Source organism: Pseudomonas putida (genome assembly GCF_025905425.1).
GTDB lineage: Bacteria > Pseudomonadota > Gammaproteobacteria > Pseudomonadales > Pseudomonadaceae > Aquipseudomonas > Aquipseudomonas putida_AF.
Window position 1 is genome coordinate 1,899,135 of sequence record NZ_CP109603.1, and the last position, 23,168, is coordinate 1,922,302.

At 64.3% G+C, this 23,168-nt stretch carries 24 protein-coding genes and 1 pseudogene; 16 read left to right on the forward strand and 9 right to left on the reverse strand.

Annotation, left to right across the window (positions count from 1 at the left end; genetic code table 11):
- Positions 1–16: 16 nt before the first annotated feature.
- Positions 17–1,213: a lanthanide ABC transporter ABC transporter substrate-binding protein PedA1 gene (locus OGV19_RS08445; protein WP_264312970.1), complete on the reverse strand. Its 1,197-nt coding sequence runs from the start codon at positions 1,211–1,213 to the stop codon at positions 17–19.
- 164 nt (positions 1,214–1,377) lie between these two features.
- Here OGV19_RS08445 and OGV19_RS08450 point away from each other — a divergent pair, with 164 nt between their 5' ends.
- Positions 1,378–2,652: a HAMP domain-containing sensor histidine kinase gene (locus tag OGV19_RS08450; protein ID WP_264312971.1), complete on the forward strand. Its 1,275-nt coding sequence runs from the start codon at positions 1,378–1,380 to the stop codon at positions 2,650–2,652.
- Positions 2,652–3,290, forward strand: a complete 639-nt coding sequence (locus OGV19_RS08455) for a response regulator (protein ID WP_264312972.1) — start codon at positions 2,652–2,654, stop codon at positions 3,288–3,290. The genes OGV19_RS08450 and OGV19_RS08455 overlap by 1 nt, the downstream gene beginning before the upstream one ends.
- Before the next feature lie 140 nt (positions 3,291–3,430).
- Here OGV19_RS08455 and OGV19_RS08460 read toward each other — a convergent pair whose 3' ends face one another.
- Both OGV19_RS08460 and exaA read right to left on the reverse strand, forming a co-directional pair.
- Positions 3,431–4,090, reverse strand: coding sequence for a pentapeptide repeat-containing protein (locus OGV19_RS08460; RefSeq protein WP_264312973.1), 660 nt, complete (start codon positions 4,088–4,090; stop codon positions 3,431–3,433).
- A gap of 65 nt (positions 4,091–4,155) precedes the next feature.
- Complete coding sequence (exaA, locus tag OGV19_RS08465; RefSeq protein ID WP_264312974.1) at positions 4,156–6,051, reverse strand: quinoprotein ethanol dehydrogenase; 1,896 nt, start codon at positions 6,049–6,051, stop codon at positions 4,156–4,158.
- A gap of 253 nt (positions 6,052–6,304) precedes the next feature.
- Here exaA and pedF point away from each other — a divergent pair, with 253 nt between their 5' ends.
- The 13 genes from pedF (at position 6,305) to OGV19_RS08530 (ending at position 19,540) form a co-directional block, all read left to right on the forward strand.
- Complete coding sequence (gene pedF / locus OGV19_RS08470; protein ID WP_264312975.1) at positions 6,305–6,766, forward strand: cytochrome c-550 PedF; 462 nt, start codon at positions 6,305–6,307, stop codon at positions 6,764–6,766.
- A gap of 5 nt (positions 6,767–6,771) precedes the next feature.
- Positions 6,772–7,647 carry a substrate-binding periplasmic protein gene (locus tag OGV19_RS08475; RefSeq protein ID WP_264312976.1) on the forward strand — a complete coding sequence of 292 codons (876 nt, stop codon included), beginning with the start codon at positions 6,772–6,774 and terminating at the stop codon, positions 7,645–7,647.
- A complete protein-coding gene (locus tag OGV19_RS08480; RefSeq protein ID WP_264312977.1) occupies positions 7,644–8,405 on the forward strand; it encodes a quinoprotein dehydrogenase-associated SoxYZ-like carrier in 762 nt (253 codons plus the stop codon). Before OGV19_RS08475 ends, OGV19_RS08480 begins: the two co-directional genes overlap by 4 nt.
- Before the next feature lie 41 nt (positions 8,406–8,446).
- Positions 8,447–9,385 carry a quinoprotein relay system zinc metallohydrolase 1 gene (locus OGV19_RS08485; RefSeq protein WP_264312978.1) on the forward strand — a complete coding sequence of 313 codons (939 nt, stop codon included), beginning with the start codon at positions 8,447–8,449 and terminating at the stop codon, positions 9,383–9,385.
- A gap of 278 nt (positions 9,386–9,663) precedes the next feature.
- On the forward strand, positions 9,664–11,478 hold the full coding sequence (gene pedH / locus OGV19_RS08490; RefSeq protein ID WP_264312979.1) for a PQQ-dependent alcohol dehydrogenase PedH: 1,815 nt from the start codon (positions 9,664–9,666) through the stop codon (positions 11,476–11,478).
- A 135-nt stretch (positions 11,479–11,613) separates the two neighbouring features.
- Positions 11,614–13,134 carry an acetaldehyde dehydrogenase ExaC gene (locus tag OGV19_RS08495; RefSeq protein WP_264312980.1) on the forward strand — a complete coding sequence of 507 codons (1,521 nt, stop codon included), beginning with the start codon at positions 11,614–11,616 and terminating at the stop codon, positions 13,132–13,134.
- 229 nt (positions 13,135–13,363) lie between these two features.
- Complete coding sequence (pqqA, locus tag OGV19_RS08500; RefSeq protein ID WP_003253598.1) at positions 13,364–13,435, forward strand: pyrroloquinoline quinone precursor peptide PqqA; 72 nt, start codon at positions 13,364–13,366, stop codon at positions 13,433–13,435.
- A 53-nt stretch (positions 13,436–13,488) separates the two neighbouring features.
- Entirely contained in the window at positions 13,489–14,403 is a 915-nt protein-coding gene (gene pqqB / locus OGV19_RS08505) for a pyrroloquinoline quinone biosynthesis protein PqqB (protein ID WP_264312981.1), read from the forward strand.
- Between the two features lie 31 nt (positions 14,404–14,434).
- Positions 14,435–15,187 carry a pyrroloquinoline-quinone synthase PqqC gene (pqqC, locus tag OGV19_RS08510; RefSeq protein ID WP_264312982.1) on the forward strand — a complete coding sequence of 251 codons (753 nt, stop codon included), beginning with the start codon at positions 14,435–14,437 and terminating at the stop codon, positions 15,185–15,187.
- On the forward strand, positions 15,184–15,456 hold the full coding sequence (gene pqqD, locus OGV19_RS08515) for a pyrroloquinoline quinone biosynthesis peptide chaperone PqqD (RefSeq protein WP_264312983.1): 273 nt from the start codon (positions 15,184–15,186) through the stop codon (positions 15,454–15,456). Before pqqC ends, pqqD begins: the two co-directional genes overlap by 4 nt.
- Positions 15,407–16,576, forward strand: coding sequence for a pyrroloquinoline quinone biosynthesis protein PqqE (pqqE, locus tag OGV19_RS08520; RefSeq protein ID WP_264312984.1), 1,170 nt, complete (start codon positions 15,407–15,409; stop codon positions 16,574–16,576). The genes pqqD and pqqE overlap by 50 nt, the downstream gene beginning before the upstream one ends.
- Positions 16,577–16,665: 89 nt before the next feature.
- The gene (gene ercA, locus OGV19_RS08525; RefSeq protein WP_099429598.1) at positions 16,666–17,829 is read left to right on the forward strand and encodes an alcohol dehydrogenase-like regulatory protein ErcA; all 1,164 of its coding nucleotides are present in this window, start codon (positions 16,666–16,668) and stop codon (positions 17,827–17,829) included.
- Positions 17,813–19,540, forward strand: coding sequence for a PAS domain-containing hybrid sensor histidine kinase/response regulator (locus OGV19_RS08530; protein ID WP_264312985.1), 1,728 nt, complete (start codon positions 17,813–17,815; stop codon positions 19,538–19,540). Before ercA ends, OGV19_RS08530 begins: the two co-directional genes overlap by 17 nt.
- An 81-nt stretch (positions 19,541–19,621) precedes the next feature.
- On the opposite strand, the gene OGV19_RS08535 is transcribed toward OGV19_RS08530, so the two are convergent.
- From OGV19_RS08535 to OGV19_RS08545, 3 genes and pseudogenes are all read right to left on the reverse strand, one after another.
- Complete coding sequence (locus tag OGV19_RS08535; protein WP_319026042.1) at positions 19,622–19,774, reverse strand: MipA/OmpV family protein; 153 nt, start codon at positions 19,772–19,774, stop codon at positions 19,622–19,624.
- A 41-nt stretch (positions 19,775–19,815) separates the two neighbouring features.
- Positions 19,816–20,472, reverse strand: a pseudogene (locus OGV19_RS08540) (DNA topoisomerase); the annotation flags it as partial.
- A gap of 110 nt (positions 20,473–20,582) precedes the next feature.
- Positions 20,583–20,927: a helix-turn-helix domain-containing protein gene (locus tag OGV19_RS08545; protein ID WP_264312489.1), complete on the reverse strand. Its 345-nt coding sequence runs from the start codon at positions 20,925–20,927 to the stop codon at positions 20,583–20,585.
- Positions 20,928–21,126: 199 nt separating this feature from the next.
- On the opposite strand from OGV19_RS08545, the gene OGV19_RS08550 reads away from it, so the two are divergent.
- Positions 21,127–21,297 carry a hypothetical protein gene (locus OGV19_RS08550; protein WP_258008193.1) on the forward strand — a complete coding sequence of 57 codons (171 nt, stop codon included), beginning with the start codon at positions 21,127–21,129 and terminating at the stop codon, positions 21,295–21,297.
- 88 nt (positions 21,298–21,385) lie between these two features.
- On the opposite strand, the gene OGV19_RS08555 is transcribed toward OGV19_RS08550, so the two are convergent.
- Genes OGV19_RS08555 through OGV19_RS08565 form a run of 3 tightly spaced genes read right to left on the reverse strand, consistent with a single transcriptional unit; the run spans position 21,386 to position 23,075 of the window.
- Positions 21,386–21,814, reverse strand: coding sequence for a single-stranded DNA-binding protein (locus OGV19_RS08555; protein WP_264312986.1), 429 nt, complete (start codon positions 21,812–21,814; stop codon positions 21,386–21,388).
- 5 nt (positions 21,815–21,819) lie between these two features.
- Positions 21,820–22,314 carry a DUF3158 family protein gene (locus tag OGV19_RS08560; protein WP_264312987.1) on the reverse strand — a complete coding sequence of 165 codons (495 nt, stop codon included), beginning with the start codon at positions 22,312–22,314 and terminating at the stop codon, positions 21,820–21,822.
- On the reverse strand, positions 22,311–23,075 hold the full coding sequence (locus tag OGV19_RS08565; protein ID WP_264312988.1) for a PFL_4669 family integrating conjugative element protein: 765 nt from the start codon (positions 23,073–23,075) through the stop codon (positions 22,311–22,313). The genes OGV19_RS08560 and OGV19_RS08565 overlap by 4 nt, the downstream gene beginning before the upstream one ends.
- Between the last annotated feature and the right edge of the window lie 93 nt (positions 23,076–23,168).

The following is a 23,168-nucleotide window of genomic DNA, read 5'->3' on the forward strand; positions in this document are numbered from 1 at the left end:
TTTGTGATTATCGGTTTCAGGGGTAGCCGCAGGTCACTTCGGGCTTGTCGTAGCCCAGGCTGTCCATTTCGTTGAAGGGGTGCAGGAAGCCCTCCTGGGGCGAAGTGCTGACCAGCGCGCGGGGCTGGACCAGCGGGATGGGTTGGCGAAGTTCACCGTTCCACGGCCGGTAGCTAAGCTTGCGGCCCTTGAAACCGTCCAGCGGCAGTTGGTCGCTGAGCAGCAGGTGCTGCAGGGCGCGTGCCTCGACTTGGCGCAGTTTGCTCACTGCGCTGGCGATGCTGCGCACAGCCATCCAGGCGGCAAAATCGCGGTCGTTCATCCAGCGACCGGCCTGGGCCTCAAAGCGTTTTTGCAACTGCGCGGCGCCGAAGGTTTCCACGGTCTTGTGCCAGCCGGTGGGCGTCAGGCCCTGAGTGCCGGCTACGGGGCGGGGGTACCAGGTTTGGTAGGGCAGGTACTCGCCGAAATCACCGCGCTCGTCGGCCACCAGCACCACGTCGTACTCGGCGGTCTGGGTAAACAGCGGCATGTCGGCCTGGGCGCTGCGGCGCTGGTCGTTGTCGAAGCGCCAGGTTTTTTCGGCAACCAGTTGCATGCCGAAGCGCTTCACGGACCTGCGCAGGGCTGCGGCATAGGCCTGGTCGTCCTCGGCCTGGCCGACAATGAGCAGGGCCCGCTGCCATTTGCGCAACACCAGAAACTGCACCAGGGCATCGGCCAGCATGGCGCGGCTTGGCAGGCTGTGCAGCACATTGCCCAGGCACTGGCTGCTGCGAAGGCTGTCGTCTGGGCTGCCGGCGTTGAACAGCAGGCTGTCGGGCAGGGCGGCAGACAGTACGCGCAGGCTGGCCGCGGGCGCGTTCACCACGAACAGCCGCAGGCCCTGGTCATGCTGGGCCTTGGCGGCTTGCAGCAGGGCCTCGGGGCTGTCGACGTTAGCGCTGGCCAGGCTGAACGCCTGCTTGAGGAAACGCCCGGTGCTGTTGCTGTCGACAATTGCCAGTTCGGCGCCCTGCAGCCCTGCGTCGGCTGGCTCGGGGATGATGTTGGACAGCACCGGGCCGGGGTCGGGGCGATAGCTCAGGTAACCGATACGCACCTGCAACAGCTGCTCTGCGGCCGGGGGCTGGTCGGCGGACGCAAAGGCCGGGCACAGCGCCGTGGCCAGGGCCAGCAGGCAAGTCAGGGCAACAGAGGCAGGCTGGCGCATAAACGCACTCCACGGCAGATGGCGCCAGCATAGGAAGCCTGCCGGGAGCGGGAAATATGCAGAAAGTAGCGCTCGGCCAGTACCAAGGTAGTAAATCACCACTAAGGCCTCGGTTTTACGATGGACCGCAGCCCTGGCCGCGTTCACCCGGAGGAAACTGCCCAATGCGCCTCATCAACCTGTCGGCCCAGTGGCGGATCAACCTTTGGGTCACGTTTTTTTTCGCCCTGGTGACGTTGGCCTGTGGTGGATTGCTATTGCACCAGGCGGTGGCCGACGTCGAGCGTGAGTTGCAGTCCGCCGAGGCCGTGGTGGAGTACCTCGCAGACACGGCCGAGCGCGACCCGGCGAGCCTGCAACCGCGGCTAACCCAGAGCCTGCGCCATGTGCGGGTGCATTGGCTGGCGGCGGCGGAAACCGCGCAGATGCCGCTGGACGCAGGCCTTGATGCCTGGCTGGGTCGCCAGCTGTTTGGCGATCGGCGCCACAGCACCCGGCTATTGGACTTGAGTGACGGGCGCCGAGTATCGATCGCCGTGGATGCGCGGGATGAAATCGACGAAGTCCGGGATTCCCTGCAGCAGTTGCTGGGCGTGTGCGGCCTGGCCTTGCTCTTGAGCCTGTTGACCATCCGCTGGGCGGTGCGGCGGGGCCTGGGCTTGCTGGATGAACTGTTGCGGGCCTTGCGTCAGGTCTCCGGTGGGCAACTGACTGCGCGCCTGCGCGAGGCCGGCCTGCCGGAGGCACGCCAGCTGGCGGAGCACTTCAACCACATGGCCGCGACGCTGGAGCAGACCCGCGCCGACAATGCCCAACTGACCCAGGCGCTGCTGGCGGTGCAGGAACAGGAACGCACCCACCTGGCGCAGGCCCTGCACGACGACCTGGGGCAATACCTGGCGGGTATCCGCGCCCAGGTCTGCCTGCTGCGCATGGTGGCGGACCAGCCCACGGTGGTGGAGCAGACCGCGCGGGCCCTGGAACTCAATTGCGAACGCCTGCAGCAAGGCTTTCGCGCCCTGGTACACGACCTGTACCCGGTGGCGTTGCAACACGTGCCGCTGGCCGAAGCGTTCGGCGTGCTGGTAAGCCGCTGGCAGGCCAGCCAAGGCATCGATTGCCGCTTGCGGGTCGGCGAGCGCCTGCCGGCGTTGCCTGGGCAAAGTAGAACGCACTTGTATCGCTTGCTGCAGGAAGCGTTGACCAACGTCGCTCGGCACGCCGGCGCCAGCCAGGTGCGGGTACGCCTGCAACGCAGCGCCAAGGGCTTGCGTCTGCTGGTTCGCGACAACGGCTGCGGCGCGCTCCAACCCCAGCGACCTGGGGTAGGCCTGCATTCGATGGCCGAACGCGCCCGCAGCCTGGGGGGCGAATTGCGCATTCTCAGCCGTCCCGGCGCCGGTTGGGCGCTAGCCCTGAACATTCCCATGGAGGTCTGATGAATATCGTATTGGTGGATGACCACGCCGTGGTTCGCCAGGGTTATGCCAGCCTGCTGCGGGCAGTGCTGCCATTGATGCAGGTGCGCGAGGCCGCCAGTGGCGAAGAGGCCCTGATCCGGGTTCAGGAGCAAGTGCCGAACTTGGTGATCATGGACTTCGGCCTGCCCGGCATCAGCGGCCTGGAGACCACCCGCCGCCTGCGCCAGCGCCTGCCACAGCTGCGGGTGCTGTTTTTCAGCATGCACGACGAACTGCCCTTGGTGCGCCAGGCCCTGGACGCGGGGGCTGCGGGTTACCTGACCAAGAACTCGGCGCCTGAGGTGCTGATCGAGGCGGTGCATCGGGTGTTGGCTGGGCATGCCTATATCGAACAGTCCCTGGCCACTCAGCTGGCCTGTGCCTCGCAACAGGACGCCCGCGACCCGCGCTTGCAGCGCATGACCCAGCGCGAGCTGGAGATCTTCGTGATGCTGGCCAAGGGCACCCCGATGCGGGTGATTGCCGAGCAGCTGTGCATCAGTGCCAAGACGGTGTCCAACCACCTGACCTTGCTCAAGAGCAAGTTGCAGGTGAGTTCCCATGCCGAGTTGGTGCATTTGGGGATTGATCTGGGGGTGGTGAGGGTGGCGGGGTGAGGCCTTTGTAGTCTGAGCATGGAACGGTGGGAGCGGGCTTGCCCGCGAACACCGGCGAAGCCGGTGCCAGGCACCGCGTCGCCTTCTTCGCAGGCAAGCCCGCTCCCACAGATAACTGAGTGGCTGCAGGCTGGCTGCGATCACTTGTCCCACGTTTCAGGGCATCCTTTGCACCCCTCCATATTGGCCTCCTGAAAATTCCCATAATGCTGCCGCGCCCCGCGCAGGTCCGCTTGCGCCAGGTTGCTCTGGCCAAACTTGGCTTCCTGCAGGTTGGCATCGCCGAGGTTGGCCCCTTGCAGGTCGGTCTTGCTCAGCCAGGCCATCTCCAGGTCCGCCGCCCGCAGGTTGGCCTGGTGCATTTTCGCCCCTGAAAGCCTGGCGAACTGCAGGTACGCCGCGCTGAGGTCGGCCTTCTCAAACTGCGCACCCTGGGCAAACAGCCCCCAGCCTTGAATGGCAATCAGCGTGCTATGGCTCAGGTCCGCCAGGCGCAGGTTGCTCTGCTGCAGGCTGGCGCGGGTCAGGTTGGCGCCCTGCAAGCGGGCTTTTTCCAGGTTGGCCAGGTCCAGGCGGGCATGGCGCAGGTCGGCATCGCGCAGGTCGGCGCCGGCCAGGTTCATCTTGCGCAGGTCCTGGTTGGCCAGGTTGGCGCCACGCAGGTTGGCCCCCGGGCACTGGCTGGCTTCGGCGATCACGCAGCCGTTGATGGTCAAGGGCGCATCGTTGCCCGCGTCGTCGGCGGTCACGGCCATGGCAGGGGTAAAGGCCAGCAGCAGGGCAAATGGCAGGTAGTTCATGGCGAAAGACTCCCGGTGAAAGAAGGGCTGTTGCGGGGAGGGCGCTGGCCGCTCCCCGCAGGCGGTCACCGCTGAGCGGTCTTGTTGTCCCAGCTCGGGATCTTGAACACCCAGAACGAGCCGCCCTGAGCCACTGGCTTGGTCAGCTCGGCCATGTCGCCGCCCCACAGCGGCACCGCGCCGCCATAGCCCACGGTCACGCCGATGTACTGCTCGCCGTCCTGCTCCCAGGTGATCGGCGGCGAGACAATGCCGCTGCCGGTCTGGAACTTCCACAGCTCCTTGCCCGTTTTGGCGTCGAAGGCCTTGAAGAAGCCGTCGCCTGTGCCGGTGAACACCAGGTTGCCCTTGGTCGCCAGTACGCCGGCCCACAGCGGCAGTTGCTCCTTGTGCTCCCAGACCAGCTTGCCGGTGGTCGGGTCCATGGCGCGCAAGGTGCCGACGTGGTCGTCGTACATGCGCTTGATACGGAAGCCCATCCCCAGGTAGGCCGAGCCCTTCTTGTAGTTCACTTCCTCGGTCCAGTACTCCTCCTTCCACTGGTTGCCGGGGATGTAGAACAGGCCAGTGTCCTGGCTGTAGGCCATGGGGTTCCAGTTTTTGCCGCCCAGGAACGGTGGTGAGACTTCCACCGGCTTGCCCTTGGTTTCACCCGGCAGCGGCTTGGCCGGACGCTGGCCGGGGTTTTCGACCGGGCGCCCGGTCTTGAGGTCGATATGGCTGGCCCAGGTGATGTTGTCGACGAAGGGGAAGGCGTTCTGCAACTTGCCGTTGTTACGGTCCACCACGTAGAAGAAACCGTTGCGGTCGGCGTGGCCGGTGGCCTTGACCTGTTTGCCGTCCTTGTCCTTGTAGTCGAACAGCACCAGCTCGTTGTTGCCGGAGAAGTCCCAGGCATCGTTCGGCGTGTGCTGGTAGAACCACTTCACCTCGCCGGTGCTCGGATCGACGCCGACCTGGCCTGAGGTGTAGAGGCTGTCGTAGTCGTGAGGGTTGCCATCCTTGGACGTGCGCGCCCAGGTGTTCCAGGGGCCGGGGTTGCCGGCGCCGACGATGATGGTGTTGCTCTCGGGGTCGAAGCTGGCGCTCTGCCAAGGGGCGCCGCCGCCGTGGCTCCAGGCCTCGACCTTGCCGGTCTCGGTGGTGGGGTCGTCTGGCCAGGACGGCGCCTTGACGTCGCCGGTCGGGGTGCTGTCCTTGCCGTTCAGGCGGCCCATGTGGCCTTCGACGAAGGGCCGCATCCACACCTCTTCGCCGGTGTCCGGGTCGCGGGCGAACAACTGGCCGACCACGCCAAACTCATCGCCGGAGCTGCCGTGGATGAGCAATACCTTGCCGCTAGTCTTGTCCTTGATCAGCACCGGGGCGCCGGTCATGGTGTAGCCGGCGCTGTGGTCGCCGAACTTCTTGTTCCACACCACTTTGCCGGTGCGCTTGTCGAGGGCGATGAGGCGGGCGTCGAGGGTGCCGAAGTAGATCTTGTCACCGAAGATCGCCGCCCCGCGGTTGACCACGTCACAGCACGGGCGAATGTTGTCCGGCAGGCGGTGGTTGTAGGTCCACAGGCGTTTGCCGGTCTTGGCGTCGAGGGCGAAGACCCGCGAGTAGGAGCCGGTGACGTAGACCACGCCGTCGCTGACGATGGCCTGGGATTCCTGGCCGCGCTGTTTTTCGTCGCCGAAGGAATAGGACCAGGCCGGGGTCAGCTTGAACACGTTCTGGTCGTTGACCTGGGCCAGCGGGCTCCAGCGTTGGGCGTTGGTGCCCATGCCGTACTGCAGCACGTCCTTTGTGGTCAGGTGATCGTTGGCGATGTCTTCCCAGGTCACGTTCTTGCTGGCAGGTGCCGCTGGGGCGGTGGCCGCAGTGGCCGCAGTGCAGAAGGCCAGGCTACCGGCCAGCAGCAGGGCCCGCACGCTCAGGGCCAGAGGGGAAGGGGCGGGTAGCGATCTTATTGTCATGGTTGCAGTTCCCTGTGGAGGTTTTGGCCTGCACAGGGTGCGGCGGGACGGTTGCCGGGGATACGGAAAAATTCCCGCCCTTGCCGGGAATAGTTCCTAGACGGCACCTCATTTGGCCCTTCGCCACACGCCCTACTACCAAGGGAGTACGGCCCGGCCACCAAAGCAGCATACGGCCGCGCGCGGGCAGTTTCTAAGATGGCGGCACGGCCTCTGTGGTTGAGGCCTTGCGTGCAATCTTGAGGGCATAACAATGACAAAAAAACGCAACGTCTTGCTCGCCACAGGCCTGCTGGCCAGTGCTTTGCTGACCGGCACGGTGTGGGCCCATGGCAATGTGGTGCCCCAGGCGGTGGAAACCCAAGGCCTGACCCCGATCAAGGACGCCGGGGTAAGCCTGGACGGCGACGGCTGGGCGGCGGTCAACCCGTACCGTACCTCCCCCGAGCACGACAAGGCCGTGGAAATCGGCGCCTCGGCCTACAACCAGAACTGCGCGGCCTGCCATGGCCTGGAAGCCAAGTCCGGCGGTATTGCCCCGGATCTGCGCATGCTCGATGTCGGCGAGGCCGGCGATGAGTGGTTCGTCGAACGGGTACGCCACGGCGCGGTGCGTGACGGACGGGTGTACATGCCGAAGATGGCCGACTACCTGAGCCAGGAAGCCTTGTGGGCGGTGCGCACCTATCTGGACAGCGTGCACGTCGAGGAGTGATTGCCATGCGTCTGTCGGCCGTGCTGTTGACTGGCCTGCTACTGTGCTGTGCGGCCGTGCAGGCACAGGTGCGCAACTACGACGCGATCATCGCCGCCGGTGAACTGCAGGTGGCGGTGTACAAGGATTTTGCGCCTTACAGCTTCGAGGATCACGGCCAGCCTCGCGGTGTTGATGTGGAGCTTGCGCAAGCGCTGGCCACGGCCCTGGGTGTACGCCTGCAACTGATCTGGGCGCCGCCGGGGGAAAAGCTCGACGATGATCTGCGCGACTACATCTGGCGCGGCAGCCCGTTGCGCCACCAGCAGTTGGCCGACCTGATGATGCGCGTGCCCTACGACCACGCCTACGCGCAGAAGCGCAACGAACTGGGCGAGCTGGAAAACGCCCAGGTGGTGATGTTTGGCCCCTATCAGCAGGAGCGCTGGCAGGTGGCCTATGATCGCCGCCGTCTGGCGTCGGTGGCCAGTGTCGCGGTGTTCCAGGAGCACCCCATCGGGGTTGAAGTGGACAGCGTGCCGTCGTTCTACCTGACCTCGGTGTTCAACGGCATGCTCAGCGCCAAGACCCACCATTACCCCAGTGTGCAGCAGGCGTTCGGCGCGTTGCAGGCCGGCCAGGTGGACGCGGTGATGGCGATGCGCGGCGAGGTGGACTGGCAGTTGCACCGGGCCGCCGACCCGCAACTGGCCCTGGCAGAAAACGCCTACCCCAACCTTGGCAAGCAGGCCTGGGACATCGGCATGGCGGTGCATGAGAGCAACCGCCAGTTGGCTTATGCGGTGGAAGAAGCCCTTGAGGCGATGATCCGCGATGGTCGGCTGAAGGCGATGTATGCCACGTACGGCCTGCGTTACGAGGTCCCGGAGATGTACCAATGAACTGGCGAGCGACGTTACTGCTGGCCTGCTGGATGCCTTGGGCAGCCCAGGCCAGTGAACCGATCAGCAAGACCGACCCGGTGCCCTCGGTGATGTGGGATTTCTACCACAAGCAATTACTGGGGCAGGCACCTTTCGTTTTCGATGACCGGGTCAAGCTGCTGGCGCCGCCCTTTGCCGAGGACGCCCGCCAGGTGCCGCTGGAGATCGACGCCCGGGCATTTGCCGGCGAGGTGGTACGGATCATCGCCTGGGCCGAGCTCAACCCCCTGCCGCGCATTGTCGACTTCGAGCCTGGCGAGCGTGTGCTGCCGTGGCTGTCGATCCGCATCCGCATCGAGCAGGCCACGCCGCTGCGCGCCGCCGTGCTGACACGTGACGGCCTGTGGCATGTCGGCTCGACCCTGATCGACGCGGCCGGCGGCGGCTGTACCGCGCCCAGCGTGGTGCGCACCCAGCCTGGCTGGGAGGAACACGTCGGTGAGGTACTGGGCGGGCGCTACCCGCGCAGCGATGGCAGCCGCTTGCGTTTGCAGGTGTCCCACCCGATGGACAACGGCCTGGTCAGCGGCATTCCCGAATTCTTCCTTGAGCATGCCGAGTTGCAAGGCGCGGATGGCCAGCGCCTGGCCAGCCTCGCGCTGTATCCGGCGGTCAGCGAGAACCCCAACCTGGGCTTCGATATCCAGGGCCCCGGGCTTACCCGGCTGCTGTTGCGGGACAACAGCGGTAACCGGTTCGAGGCGGCGGTTCCGTGAGCGTGTTGCTCGATTTCACTCCCTGACCAGAGGCGCCCCTCATGCGTTGGATGCTGTTGTTATTGCTGTGCCTGGGCCTGCCGGCCTGGGCTGACCTGGACTATCGACTTACGCCCCGGCAGATAGCGGAAGGCACCTGGCTGCTGGAGGGCAGCACCGACAATTTCGCCAAAGGCAACGGCGGCAATATCGTCAATACCGCGTTCATCGTCACCGACAGCGGCGTGGTGGTGATCGACAGCGGGCCGTCCAAGCGCTACGGCGAGGCCTTGCGCCAAGCCATTGCCGCCACCACCGACAAGCCGGTGGTCGAAGTGCTGCTGACCCATCATCACCCCGACCATGTGCTGGGCAACCAGGCCTTTACCGATGTGCCCATCGGTGCTCTGGCCGGGACTGGCGACCTGTTGCGCCAGCAAGGCGAGGCGATGGCCGAGAATATGTACCGCCTGGTCGGCGACTGGATGCGCGGCACCGAGGTGGTGCTGCCGACCCGGGTGCTGGAGCCCGGCGTGCATGAGGTGGGTGGGCATCGGCTGCGGCTGTTGGCGTTGGGCGGGCATACCGGTGCGGACCTGGCGATTCTCGATGAGAAGACCGGCGTGCTGTTTGCCGGCGACCTGGTGTTTTACGAGCGCGCCCTGACCACCCCCAACAGCCCAGGGTTGGACGTCTGGCTCAAAGACCTGGACACCCTGCAGGCCTTGCCCTGGAAGCTGCTGGTGCCTGGGCACGGCCCGGTGGCCAGCGATGCCAAGCCGTTTGCGCAGATGCGTGATTACCTGGGTTGGCTGGATGGCCTGATGCGCGACGGCGCGGCGCGCGGGGATGACATGGTCGAGATGATCCGCAGCCCGATCCCTGAGCGGTTTGCCGGTATCAGCCTGACCCGGTACGAGTTGATTCGCAGCGTGAGTCATCTGTATCCGCGGTATGAGCGTTTGCGGTTGCAGCGTATCGACGGCAAGCCGCCTATTTGACCAGCAGAAGCAGCCTACAGGCTGTGGGAGCGGGCTTGTCCCGCGAATGGGGCTACGCGGTGCTTGGCACCGGCTTTGCCGGTGTTCGCGGGACAAGCCCGCTCCCACAGGGTCCCTGCTACCTCAACAAGCTATGCGTTGTTCTATGAGAGGCGTTGTACCAAGGAACTAGAAAACTCCACATTGCGGGCAATTGTTGGCAAACAGGTCGGGCCCAAGAATTCTCGGCACACCGGGAAAATTTCCCGGGGACAACAAAAAAACCAAAGGTAGCCGTCATGACCCGATCCCCACGTCGTCCCTTGTTCGCCGTGAGCCTGGTGCTCAGCGCCATGCTGCTGTCCGGCGCGGCACAGGCCGCTGTCAGCGATGAAGAAATCCTCCAGGACCCCAAGAACCCCCAGCAGATCGTGACCAACGGCCTGGGTGTCCAGGGCCAGCGCTACAGCCCGCTGGACCTGCTCAATGTCGGCAACGTCAAGGAGCTGCGGCCGGTCTGGGCCTTTTCGTTTGGCGGTGAGAAGCAGCGCGGCCAGCAGGCCCAGCCGCTGATCAAGGACGGCGTGATGTACATGACCGGTTCCTATTCGCGGGTGTTCGCTGTCGATGCCCGTACCGGCAAAAAACTCTGGCAATACGATGCGCGCCTGCCGGACGACATCCGCCCCTGCTGTGACGTGATCAACCGTGGCGTCGCGCTGTACGGCGACCTGGTGTTCTTCGGCACCCTGGATGCCAAGCTAGTGGCCCTGAACAAAGACACCGGCAAGGTGGTGTGGAGCAAAAAGGTCGCCGACCACAAAGAAGGCTATTCCATCAGCGCCGCGCCGATGATCGTCAATGGCAAGCTGATCACCGGTGTGGCCGGTGGCGAGTTCGGCGTGGTGGGCAAGATCCAGGCCTACAACCCGGAAAACGGTGAGCTGCTGTGGATGCGCCCGACTGTGGAAGGGCACATGGGCTACGTCTACAAGGACGGCAAGGCGATCGAGAATGGGATTTCTGGCGGCGAGGCGGGCAAGACCTGGCCCGGCGACCTGTGGAAGACCGGCGGTGCAGCGCCGTGGCTGGGCGGTTACTACGACCCAGAAACCAACCTGCTGCTGTTCGGCACCGGCAACCCAGCGCCGTGGAACTCCCACCTGCGCCCCGGCGACAACCTGTATTCCTCGTCGCGCCTGGCCCTGAACCCGGACGACGGCACCATCAAGTGGCACTTCCAGAGCACGCCCCATGACGGCTGGGATTTCGACGGCGTCAACGAACTGATCTCCTTCAACTACAAGGAGGGCGGCAAAGAGATCAAGGCCGCCGCTACCGCTGACCGTAACGGCTTCTTCTACGTGCTGGACCGCACCAACGGCGCATTCATCCGCGGCTTCCCCTTCGTCGACAAGATCACCTGGGCAACGGGCCTGGACAAGCATGGCCGACCTATCTACAACGAGGCCAGCCGGCCAGGGGCACCCGGCAGCGAGGCCAAGGGCAGTTCGGTGTTCGTCGCCCCGGCCTTCCTCGGTGCCAAGAACTGGATGCCGATGGCCTACAACAAGGACACCGGGCTGTTCTACGTGCCGTCCAACGAATGGGGCATGGACATCTGGAACGAAGGCATCGCGTACAAGAAGGGCGCGGCGTTCCTCGGGGCCGGGTTCACCATCAAGCCGCTCAATGAAGACTACATCGGCGTGCTGCGCGCGATTGACCCGATCAGCGGCAAGGAAGTCTGGCGGCACAAGAACTACGCGCCGCTGTGGGGCGGGGTGCTGACCACCAAGGGCAACCTGGTGTTCACCGGCACGCCAGAAGGCTTCCTGCAGGCGTTCAACGCCAAGACCGGCGAGAAGGTCTGGGAATTCCAGACCGGCTCCGGTGTGCTCGGTTCGCCCGTGACCTGGGAAATGGACGGCGAGCAATACGTCTCGGTGCTTTCCGGCTGGGGCGGCGCGGTGCCGCTGTGGGGCGGAGAAGTGGCCAAGCGGGTCAAGGACTTCAACCAGGGCGGCATGCTATGGACCTTCAAGCTGCCCAAGCAATTGCAGCAGGCGGCCAGTGTCGAGGCACAAACGCCTAGCGCCAAGCCGCAAAGCTGACAGCGGGCCGCTTGCGGCCCTACTACCAAATGACGAGAGCTCCGCTGCCAACGATGCATTCGTCCGGCAGGCGGGGCTTTTTACCATGGGTTCATCGCCTGTCGTTGGACAGGCATCGACCAGCAGAGGCTCAGCATGATCTACGCACAACCCGGAACCCCAGGCGCCGTCGTGTCCTTCAAGCCACGCTACGGCAACTTTATCGGCGGCGAGTTCGTGCCGCCGTCCGGTGGCCAGTACTTCACCAACAGCTCGCCGGTCAATGGCCAGCCGATTGCCGAATTCCCGCGCTCCACCGCCCAGGACATCGACCTGGCCCTGGACGCTGCGCATGCCGCTGCCGAGGCCTGGGGCAAGACCTCGGTCCAGGACCGTGCCTTGGTACTGCTGAAGATCGCTGACCGCATCGAGCAGAACCTGGAGGTCCTCGCCGTCAGCGAAAGCTGGGACAACGGCAAGGCCGTGCGCGAAACCCTCAATGCCGACGTACCGCTGGCGGCGGATCACTTCCGCTACTTCGCTGGCTGCATCCGGGCCCAGGAAGGTGGCGCGGCAGAGATTAACGAACTGACCACGGCCTACCATTTCCACGAACCCCTGGGGGTGGTCGGGCAGATCATTCCGTGGAACTTCCCGCTGCTGATGGCCGCCTGGAAACTCGCCCCGGCGCTGGCCGCCGGCAACTGCGTGGTGCTCAAACCCGCTGAGCAGACGCCTTTGTCGATCACGATTTTCGCCGAGCTGATCGCCGACCTGCTGCCAGCGGGCGTGTTGAACATCGTCCAGGGCTTCGGCCGTGAAGCTGGCGAGGCCCTGGCCACCAGCAAGCGCATCGCCAAGATCGCCTTCACAGGCTCCACCCCGGTGGGCTCGCACATCATGAAGTGCGCGGCCGAGAACATCATCCCGTCCACCGTCGAGCTGGGCGGCAAGTCGCCGAACATCTTCTTCGAAGACATCATGCAGGCCGAGCCTGCGTTCATCGAAAAGGCTGCCGAAGGCCTGGTGCTGGCGTTTTTCAACCAGGGCGAGGTTTGCACCTGCCCCTCGCGGGCGTTGATCCAGGAATCAATCTACGAGCCGTTCATGGCCGAGGTGATGAAGAAGATCGCCAAGATCACCCGTGGTAACCCGCTGGACACCGAGACCATGGTGGGTGCCCAGGCCTCCGAGCAGCAATACGACAAGATCCTCTCCTACCTGGAGATTGCCAAGGAGGAGGGCGCGCAGTTGCTCACCGGCGGCGGCGCCGAACGGCTCGACGGTGACCTGGCGACCGGTTACTACATCCAGCCGACCCTGCTCAAGGGCCACAACAAGATGCGCGTGTTCCAGGAAGAAATCTTTGGCCCGGTGGTGGGCGTGACCACCTTCAAAGATGAAGCCGAAGCCCTGGCCATCGCCAACGACAGCGAGTTCGGCCTGGGCGCTGGCCTGTGGACCCGCGACATCAACCGTGCCTACCGCATGGGCCGGGCGATCAAGGCCGGGCGCGTGTGGACCAACTGCTACCACCTGTACCCGGCGCATGCGGCGTTTGGTGGTTACAAGAAATCCGGCGTGGGCCGCGAGACCCACAAGATGATGCTCGACCACTACCAGCAGACCAAGAACCTGCTGGTGAGCTATGACATCAATCCGCTGGGCTTCTTCTAAGGGCACACAGGCGCGGCGGTAGGGTGCCGCCGTGCCTGGATGCAACGACGCACGCGGGGAGGGCTCTGGGTGGGCGCCTCCCCGCGTGCGTCACCCGCGTGCGTGAAGGCCCGCGTTACCCCCTACCAACGCACCCCGCAAGCTCGTTCCAAAGTAGCATTCGGCCCCGCCGCCCCCCGTGCATTAATGCCTCTACCGGAATCGCCCGGCACAAGAAGAGGAATGCTCCATGTGGACTAAACCCGCCTTTACCGACCTACGCATTGGCTTCGAAGTGACGATGTACTTCGCCAATCGTTAATGGCTTTGCGGCCATCGCTGCGATGGCCGTTCCTTCTCTGGGGATAGTTGCCCATGCACATTCGTGTTCTCGGCTCCGCCGCTGGCGGTGGTTTTCCGCAGTGGAACTGCAACTGTCGTCAATGCACCGGTGTGCGCAACGGTAGCCTGAGGGCGCAGCGGCGCACGCAGTCTTCGATCGCGGTGAGCGACGACGGCGAGCAGTGGATCCTGTGCAACGCCTCGCCCGACATCCGCGTCCAGCTCGAAAGCTTCCCCGCCTTGCAACCGGCGCGCCGCCTGCGCGACACGGCGATTGGCGCGGTGGTGCTGCTGGACAGCCAGATCGACCATTGCACGGGCCTGCTCAGCCTGCGCGAAGGTTGCCCGCATACGGTGTGGTGCACCGAGCGGGTTCATCAAGACCTGAGCAGCGGTTTCCCGCTGTTCACCATGCTCAAGCACTGGAACGGTGGCTTGCAGTGGCAATGCATCGGCCTGGACCGCGAACCGTTTCGCATCGCCGCCTGCCCCAACCTGCAATTTCGCGCGATCCCGCTGGTGAGCAACGCACCGCCATACTCGCCCAATCGCGGTAATCCGCAGCCGGGCGACACCATCGGCCTGCTCATCGAGGACCGGCGCAGCGGTGCCTCGGTGTTCTATGCGCCGGGCCTGGGGCAGGTCGATGCCGAGGTGTCGAGCTGGATGCGCCATGCCGACTGCCTGCTGCTGGACGGCACGCTGTGGCGCGACGATGAGATGCGTGTGTGCGAAGTCGGGCAGAGCCTGGGCAGTGAGATGGGCCACCTGGCGCAGAGCGGCCCCGGTGGCATGCTCGACGTGCTGGAGGGCTTCAGCCGTCAGCGCAAGATCCTCATCCATATCAACAACACCAACCCGATCCTCGACGAAGACTCGGCCGAGCGGGCCTTGCTGGATCGGCGGGGGATTGAAGTGGCGTATGACGGCTTGTCTATCGCGCTGTAGTGGCTGGCACCGCGCAACCTGGAGAACCGCAATGACCGACACCCCCATGACACCCGGCGAATTCGAAGCGGCCCTGCGGGCGAAGGGCGCTTACTACCATATTCATCATCCCTTCCATCAGGCGATGTACGCCGGGCGTGCGACCCGGGCGCAGATTCAGGGCTGGGTTGCCAACCGCTTCTATTACCAGGTCAACATCCCGCTCAAGGATGCCGCGATCCTTGCCAACTGCCCGGACCGTGAGGTACGCCGGCAATGGCTGCAACGGGTGCTCGACCACGATGGCGCGCCGGGCAGCGAAGGCGGCATCGAGGCCTGGTTGCGCCTTGGCGAAGCGGTCGGGCTGGACCGTGAACGCATCCTGTCCCAGGAGATGGTCCTGCCGGGGGTGCGGTTTGCCGTGGACGCCTACGTCAATTTCGCCCGCCGCGCAGGCTGGCAGGAGGCTGCCAGCAGTTCGCTGACCGAACTGTTCGCGCCACAGATCCATCAGTCGCGCCTGGACAGCTGGCCCCAGCACTACCCGTGGATCGATGCCGCCGGCTATGACTATTTCCGCACACGCCTGGGCCAGGCACGACGCGACGTCGAACATGGCCTGCGCATCACCTTGGCGCACTACGTCACGCGTGCGGGCCAGCAACGGATGCTGGAAATTCTGCAGTTCAAGCTGGACGTGCTGTGGAGCATGCTCGATGCCATGAGCATGGCGTATGAGCTGGAGCGGCCCCCGTACCACAGCGTGACGCAGGAAAGCGTCTGGCATCGGGGGATCGCCCTGTGAAACTGATCGATGGCGAACAGGTGCTGGGTTTGCGCCGCGGGTTCCGCCTGCAATGGGAACCGCGTCAGGACTGCCATGTGCTGCTGTACCCCGAGGGCATGATCAAGCTCAATCCCAGTGCCGGCTGGGTACTTGAATTACTGGACGGCCAGCGTTGCGTGGCGGCGATTATCGACGGCCTGGCGCAACGGTTCCCCGATGTTCAGGGGCTGGACGAGGATGTGCTGGCGTTTCTGGAGGTGGCCCGTGCCAAGCACTGGATTGAATGACCCGCGCCCTGGGCCGCCGCTGTGGCTGCTGGCGGAGCTGACCTACCGCTGCCCGCTGCAATGCCCGTATTGTTCCAACCCGTTGGACTTTGCCCAGCATGGCCAGGAGCTGACCACTGAGGAGTGGATCCGGGTATTCCGCGAGGCACGGGCGATGGGCGCCGCGCAACTGGGTTTTTCCGGCGGCGAACCGCTGGTGCGCCAGGACCTGGGGCAACTGATCAAGGCTGCGCGGGACATGGGGTACTACACCAACCTGATCACCTCTGGCATCGGCCTGACCGAACAGAAAGTCCGCGACTTCAAGCTCGCCGGGCTCGACCATATCCAGATCAGCTTCCAGGCAGCAGATGAGGCGGTCAACAACATGCTGGCCGGCTCGCGCAAGGCGTTCGCCCAGAAGCTGGCGATGGCCAAGGCGGTCAAGGCACAGGGGTATCCGATGGTGCTCAACTTCGTGACCCATCGGCACAACATCGACCAGATTGCCGACATTATCGAGCTGTGCCTGACGTTGCAGGCGGACTTCGTGGAGCTGGCGACCTGCCAGTTCTACGGTTGGGCTGAGCTCAACCGTGTCGGCCTGTTGCCGACACGCGAACAATTGCAGCGTGCGGAGCGCATTACCCAGGGCTATCGACAACGGCTGGAGGCCGAAGGGCATCCGTGCAAGCTGATTTTCGTCACGCCGGATTACTACGAAGAACGCCCAAAGGCCTGCATGAACGGCTGGGCCAACCTGTTCCTCGATATCACCCCAGACGGCACTGCGTTGCCGTGCCACAGCGCCCGCCAGTTGCCGGTGGCCTTCCCCAACGTGCGCGAGCACAGCATCGAGCACATCTGGAACGATTCATTCGGCTTCAACCGCTTCCGTGGCAATGACTGGATGAAGGAGCCCTGTCGCTCGTGCGATGAAAAGCACCAGGATTTCGGTGGCTGCCGCTGCCAGGCATACATGCTCACCGGCGATGCGGCCAATGCAGACCCGGTGTGCAGCAAGTCGCCGCACCACGGCGTGATTCTCAAGGCCCGGCAGGAAGCAGAGACGGCGGGGCAGGGGCTGGCGCAACTGACCTTGCGCAACGAGCAGGCGTCGCGCCTGATTTATCGTGGCTGAGCCGTGGCAACGCTTTGGTCTGATTACTTTCTCGGCGGGATGCATTACGCTGGCGGTCACCTTCCAGAACAATAAGAACAGGCTTTCCAATGAGCCAGAGTTTCAGCCCGCTGCGTAAGTTTGTTTCGCCTGAAATCATCTTCGGTGCCGGCTGCCGGCATAACGTCGCCAATTACGCCAAGACCTTCGGCGCCCGCAAGGTACTGGTGGTCAGCGACCCCGGTGTGATTGCCGCCGGTTGGGTGGCGGATGTCGAGGCCAGCCTGCAGGCGCAGGGCATCGATTACTGCCTGTACACGGCCGTGTCGCCCAACCCTCGGGTCGAAGAGGTCATGCTGGGCGCCGAGATCTACCGGGAGAACCACTGTGACGTGATTGTCGCCGTGGGCGGCGGCAGCCCGATGGATTGTGGCAAGGCGATCGGCATCGTGGTCGCCCACGGGCGCAGCATCCTTGAGTTCGAAGGCGTGGACATGATCCGCGTGCCCAGCCCGCCGCTGATCCTGATCCCCACCACGGCCGGCACCTCGGCGGACGTGTCGCAGTTCGTGATCATTTCCAACCAGCAGGAGCGCATGAAGTTTTCCATCGTCAGCAAGGCCGTGGTGCCCGACGTCTCGCTGATCGACCCGCAAACCACCCTGAGCATGGACCCGTTCCTGTCAGCGTGCACCGGCATCGATGCGCTGGTGCATGCCATCGAAGCGTTCGTCTCCACCGGCCACGGCCCGTTGACCGACCCCCATGCGCTGGAAGCCATGCGCTTGATCAATGGCAACCTGGTGCAGATGATCGCCAACCCGACCGACATCGCCCTGCGCGAGAAGATCATGCTGGGCAGCATGCAGGCCGGGCTGGCGTTTTCCAACGCGATTCTGGGCGCGGTGCACGCCATGTCCCACAGCCTGGGCGGTTTTCTCGACTTGCCCCACGGCCTGTGCAACGCCGTGCTGGTGGAACACGTGGTGGCGTTCAACTACAGCTCGGCGCCGGAGCGTTTCAAGGTGATTGCCGAGGTATTTGGCATTGATTGTCGCGGCCTCAATCACCGGCAGATCTGCGGGCGCCTGGTGGATCACCTGATCGCCCTGAAGCACGCGATCGGCTTCCACGAAACCCTGGGTTTGCACGGGGTGCGTACGTCCGACATCCCGTTTTTGTCGCAGCATGCGATGGATGACCCGTGCATCCTCACCAACCCCCGCGAGTCGAGCCAGCGTGATGTCGAGGTCGTCTATGGCGAGGCCCTCTGACGAGCAGCAGCGGGCGCTGGCCGGGCTGTTGGGGCTGGGTGACCACTCGGCCCGCAAAAGCCATTACCCGGAGCTTGCGGCCCGCCTGGACGAGCTGGAGGCCGAACGCAACCGCTACAAATGGCTGTTCGAAAACGCCGTCCACGGGATTTTCCAAGCCAGCCTGCAAGAGGGCATGCGTGCCGCCAACCCGGCGCTGGCGCGCATGCTGGGCTACGAGAGCCCCCAAGCGGTGCTGTTTTCCCTGACTGACCTGGCCACCAACCTGTTTGTCGGCGGTGCCGAAGAGCTGCACACCATCACCAGGGCCCTCACGCGTGAACACAGCCTGCACGGCTACGAAACCCGCTTGCGGCGCAAGGACGGCAGCCACCTCGATGTGCTGATGAACTTGCTGCTCAAGCCCGGCCAGGAAGGCTTGGTCGAAGGCTTCGTCGCCGACATCACCGAGCGCAAACAGGCTCAGCAGCACCTGCAACAACTTAATGACGAGCTCGAACAACGGGTCGCTGCCCGTACCGATGAACTGCTGGAGGCCAACCGCAACCTGCAACAGCAGATCACCGAGCGTAAAGCGATTGCCCGGGCCCTGCGCGTTGCCCGCGACGCCGCTGAAACCGCTAACCGCAGCAAGGACAAATACCTCGCTGCCGCCAGCCATGACCTGCTGCAACCGCTCAATGCCGCCCGCCTGCTAATTTCGACCCTGCGCGAACGGCAGTTGCCGGAGGCAGAACAGCTGCTGGTGGAGCGTACCCACCAGGCACTGGAGGGCGCCGAAGACCTGCTGACCGACCTGTTGGACATCTCCCGGCTCGATCAGGCGGCGGTCAAGCCTGATGTCGCGTTGTACCGCCTCGACGAACTGTTCGGCCCACTGGTTTCGGAGTTCCGCTCGGTGGCGGATGCCGAAGGCCTGAAACTGCGGGCGCGCGTCGGCGACTATGCCATCAGCACCGACCTGCGGCTGCTGACACGGATTTTGCGCAACTTTCTCAGCAACGCATGCCGTTACACCGATGAGGGCAAGATCTTGCTGGGGGCCAGGCGTTGCGGCGGTTGCTTGCGTCTGGAGGTGTGGGATACCGGGCGGGGCATCGCCGAGGATCGGCTGGAGGCCATTTTCCTTGAGTTCAATCAGCTGGACGTCGGCCGCGCTGCCGATCGCAAAGGCGTAGGCCTGGGCTTGGCCATCGTCGAGCGGATCGCCAAGATTCTTGGTTACCGGGTCCAGGTGCGGTCATGGCCGGGCCGTGGCTCGATGTTCAGCATCGAGGTGCCGATCGGCGAAAAAATCCCCCTGCCTATCCACCCAGCCGCGCCGCAGCCCAGTGCCGGTAACCCGTTGCCGGGCCGGCGGCTGCTGGTGGTCGACAACGAAGTGAGCATCCTCCAGAGCATGGGGGCGCTGCTTGGGCAGTGGGGCTGCGAGGTGGTGACCGCCACCGACGAGGCGGGTGCCTTGGTGGCCTTGCAGGGGCACGCGCCGGAACTGATCCTGGCGGATTTTCACCTGGATCACGGCGTTGTGGGGTGCGAGGTGGTCAGGCACTTGCGCGAACATTTTGCCACCGCCATTCCTGCGGTGATCATCACCGCAGACCGCAGCGATCAGTGCCGACGCGCGTTGCACAAGCTCGGCGCGCCGCTGCTGAACAAGCCGGTCAAACCGGGGAAGTTGCGGGCCGTGTTGAGCCAGTTGCTTGGATAGGCCCGTGACAGGCTTGTGAGCGGCATCGGGCAGCTGCCGTTGCCGCCACTGACGCCCGAGGCCTGAGCCCATGGGCCATGCTCAGAAGGTGTAGTCCAGCATGCCTACGACTGCGCTTTGCAGGCGCCGCTCGACAATCGGGCTGTCTGCTGCCTCCTTGGACAAATACTGTACGTCCAGCAGGGTTGTGAATGTGGTGTGTTCGCCCAATGGCACGGCCCACGTCAGATTCATGCCCGTACTGACCAACCCCCCTTTGGCGTCATAGGCCTGGAAGCGGCGACGTTCCAGAAGGGTTGCGGCACGAAGCTGGCGATGGCGCGGTCGCGTTCGACCACCAGGCGCAGGGTTGGCGTTTGGACGCGGCCTACCGGTAGCAGACCGTCGAAGCCGGCGCGGCGGCCGAGCAGGGTGAACAGTCGACTCAAATTGATGCCCACCAGCCAGTCGGCGCGGGAGCGGGCCAGTGCACAGTGGTACAGCGGCAGGGTCTGTTCGCCTGGACGCAAGGCGGCCAAGGCGCGGCGGATCGAGGCCTCATCCAGGGCGGACAGCCAGAGGCGCAGGATCGGTCCCTGGTACTGACAGCGCTCAAGGATCTCGCGGGCGATCATCTCACCCTCGCGATCAGCATCGGTGGCGATAACCACCTCGCCGCACGTACGCAACAGTTGGTCGATTACCTTCAGCTGGCTGGCGACCTTGGGCTTGACCACCAACTGCCAGCGGCTGGGAATGATCGGCAAGTCGTCCAGCGACCAGCGTTTGTAATCACCATAGGTTTCAGGGGGCGCGGTTTCCAGCAGATGGCCGACGCACCAGGTGACGGTGACGTTCTGGCCCTGCAGGCAGCCATCACCGCGCCGGCTGGCCTGCAGGACCCGGGCGATGTCGCGGGCTTGGGACGGTTTCTCGCAAATAAACAGGCGCATACGTGGGCCCTCTCGGTGGGTACCGACAGGGTGGGGCAGTGGTCGTGGAACGCTAGGGTAAAGCCGAAACCGGTGGGGTCGATTCGATGTGTCAGCGCCGGGCGAAACCCTTACTTGCGTTGCGCGAGATGAGTGGCCAGCGTTTGCAGAAACTCTAGGGCGAACTGCTTATCGGCGTCGCCCAGCTCCTTGATGATCGCGGTGATCTGCTGGCCCTGATCCTGGGGGCGAGGACTGATGGCCAGCAGCAGTTCATCGACGGGGCAACCGTACAGGTCGGCCAACTGCAGCAGCTTCGTCACGGACAGCTCAACCAGGCCACGCTCCAGGCGCGAGACGGCCTCGCCGGAAATGCGCAGGTGCTCGCCGACCTGGTCCTGGGTCAAGCGGCGGTCGCGACGATACTTCGCCAACTGGCGGCCAATGTGATGTGGGCTAGGCTCTTTGACGGGCAACGGGGCGCTCTCCAATTCGACCCATATGGTTGACTAGCCACCTAGGGATATGAACGGCTCAAAGAGTTGACTGACAACCCTATGAGGTGTATCACGAAAAATAACTGCATGACCCGCCCGTTCACACGGAGGCTTCAACTTGCACGGATCCCACCAGAGTGAGGCAGATAAGTTAGCGATCAAGGCCTACGAGCTGTTCATGGCTACCCATCTGGAACCGGACAATGCGCAGGCGCGCGCGCTGTTGATTGCTTGGGTTCAGGAGAGTCCGGCGCACTGGCGGGCATTCCTTGCCCTGGATCAGTGCCTGACGGAGGTGAAGCAGTTGCTGGAGAGTGGACAGCGCGGGAAAGCCCGGCGAGATGGATAGCGTGCCGAGCGTCAATGCTGCCCGCCGGCTGAGCTGCGCAACCCCTGCGGTACCGCGCAGGGCGCAGCGATTCCACTGACTTCCACCTTCACCCGGCCTTGCGCGGAGCTTTCTTGCCACCGCCTTTACGCGTGGCGTTGGGAGTGTCCTGCGCCTTCTCGCGCATGGTGACCGAGGCCAGGCGATGCGGCAGGATACCGATGCGCCGCGCTTCGACCTTGAACGTCACCCGCGCGTTGTCTTCGCTGTCCTCCCACTCATCCTTGACCGTGCGGCCCTCGACCAAGACGCGCATGCCTTTCTGGTACAGCGTGCTCCAGTGCTCGGCATCGCGGTGCCAGAGCTCGACGGGCGCCCAGTAGCCGCCGCGATCCTCGTAGCCGCCTTCACGCGGTACCGGGTTGTCGAAATAGACGTTCAGCCGCAACAGGCGCCGCGGTTCATCCGGGTTGGAGTTGAACTCCTGGAATTCCGGCACGCTGCCGATGTTGCCTTCACCTACAAATAACGTACTCATGCGGGTCACTCCTCGGTGGGGAAGCGGGTAATGGCGAGCTCGGCGGCCTCGAGCTTGCTGGCACCGGCGACGGCCTGGCGATACAGCGACTGCAGGCTGCTCATCTGCAGGTTCAGCACCACGCGGTTGGTCTCCAGCTGATACAACGCCTGCCGTAGCTCAGGGTGCAAATGCGGATGAACCACCGCTTCCTGCCACACCTGCACGCCCATGCGCTGAAAGTCCGGACTGCGCCAGCGCAGGAAGTCGGTGCCCGTCGCGCTGTGCTGGACGACCAGTCGCAGCTCCAGCAGCGAGAAGGGGGGCTGCGCCATGATCGCCAGCATCACCGCCATCAATTCGGCGACCTGAGTACGCATGCGCAGGATCGTGTTGGCGAACTGCTGCAGCTCCCCCTTACCCTTAAAAGGCTTTAAAAGGCCTTTTAGGGAGGCACCTTGTGCGAACTCGCGATAGGCATCCGCTGACAACCGCCGGGCAATTGCATCGGCCAGTGTCATGCCTCACCCCCTTCATCCGGGACTTCCGGTGTAGGTTGTGCCTCGGCCTCCGGCAGGGCAGGTTGATTCGGCTCATCGGGATCCGACGTGGTCTGGCTCCGTGTGATGGGTGGGGCGAATTGGGAGCGGTGGCTGCCTTCGAGGATCTTGCGTGGGGGCGTGCCGAACTTGTCGATCGCTTCACGGGCGCGGGCGTTGTTGGCGGCCATGTCATCCCGATTGACCCCCGCCAGGCGATAGCGCTGGGCCAGACCGAACAGGCTGCGCAGCTCGTGGGCGCCGCGATCGATCCAGTTTTCCATGTCGGGGCGGCCGATTAAGGCTGTGTGGTGGGCGAGCAGAACGCGGCGCACCAGGGCGTCGTAGTCGGTCAGCAGGTAGACCGCGAGAAAGCCCAGCTGGCTGCCGATGAACAGGGGGAGGGTGACGGGATGGATATTGAGGTTGTCGCCGATATCGACTTGGGTCGGCAGGGCGCGCTCCACTCGACTGACCTGCTTGGTCAGCGCGCGCAGTTCGGCCTTGGCCTGCAGCAGCTTGTCCTCCAGTTGCAGCATGAACCAGTCGGCGAAGGGGTCATCCTGGCTGCTGGCGTGCTTGAGCAGGTTGGTGACGCCGATGTAACCAGGCATGCCCATGATCGAGTGTACCCCTTCGCGGCCCATGCGGCCTTGCCACAGCCGCGCCGCATGGTGGGTGTGTAGGGTGAGGGTGATGCTGCTGCGCAGGGAGCCCAGGTTGAGCTGGTAGTGATCGGTCATCGCCAGTACCTCGCCGTCGGAATGACGCCGACGATGGGCCTATCCGTGCAATTGGACGCGGATCAACGCGAAGGTGGTCCGCTCGTAATTTCA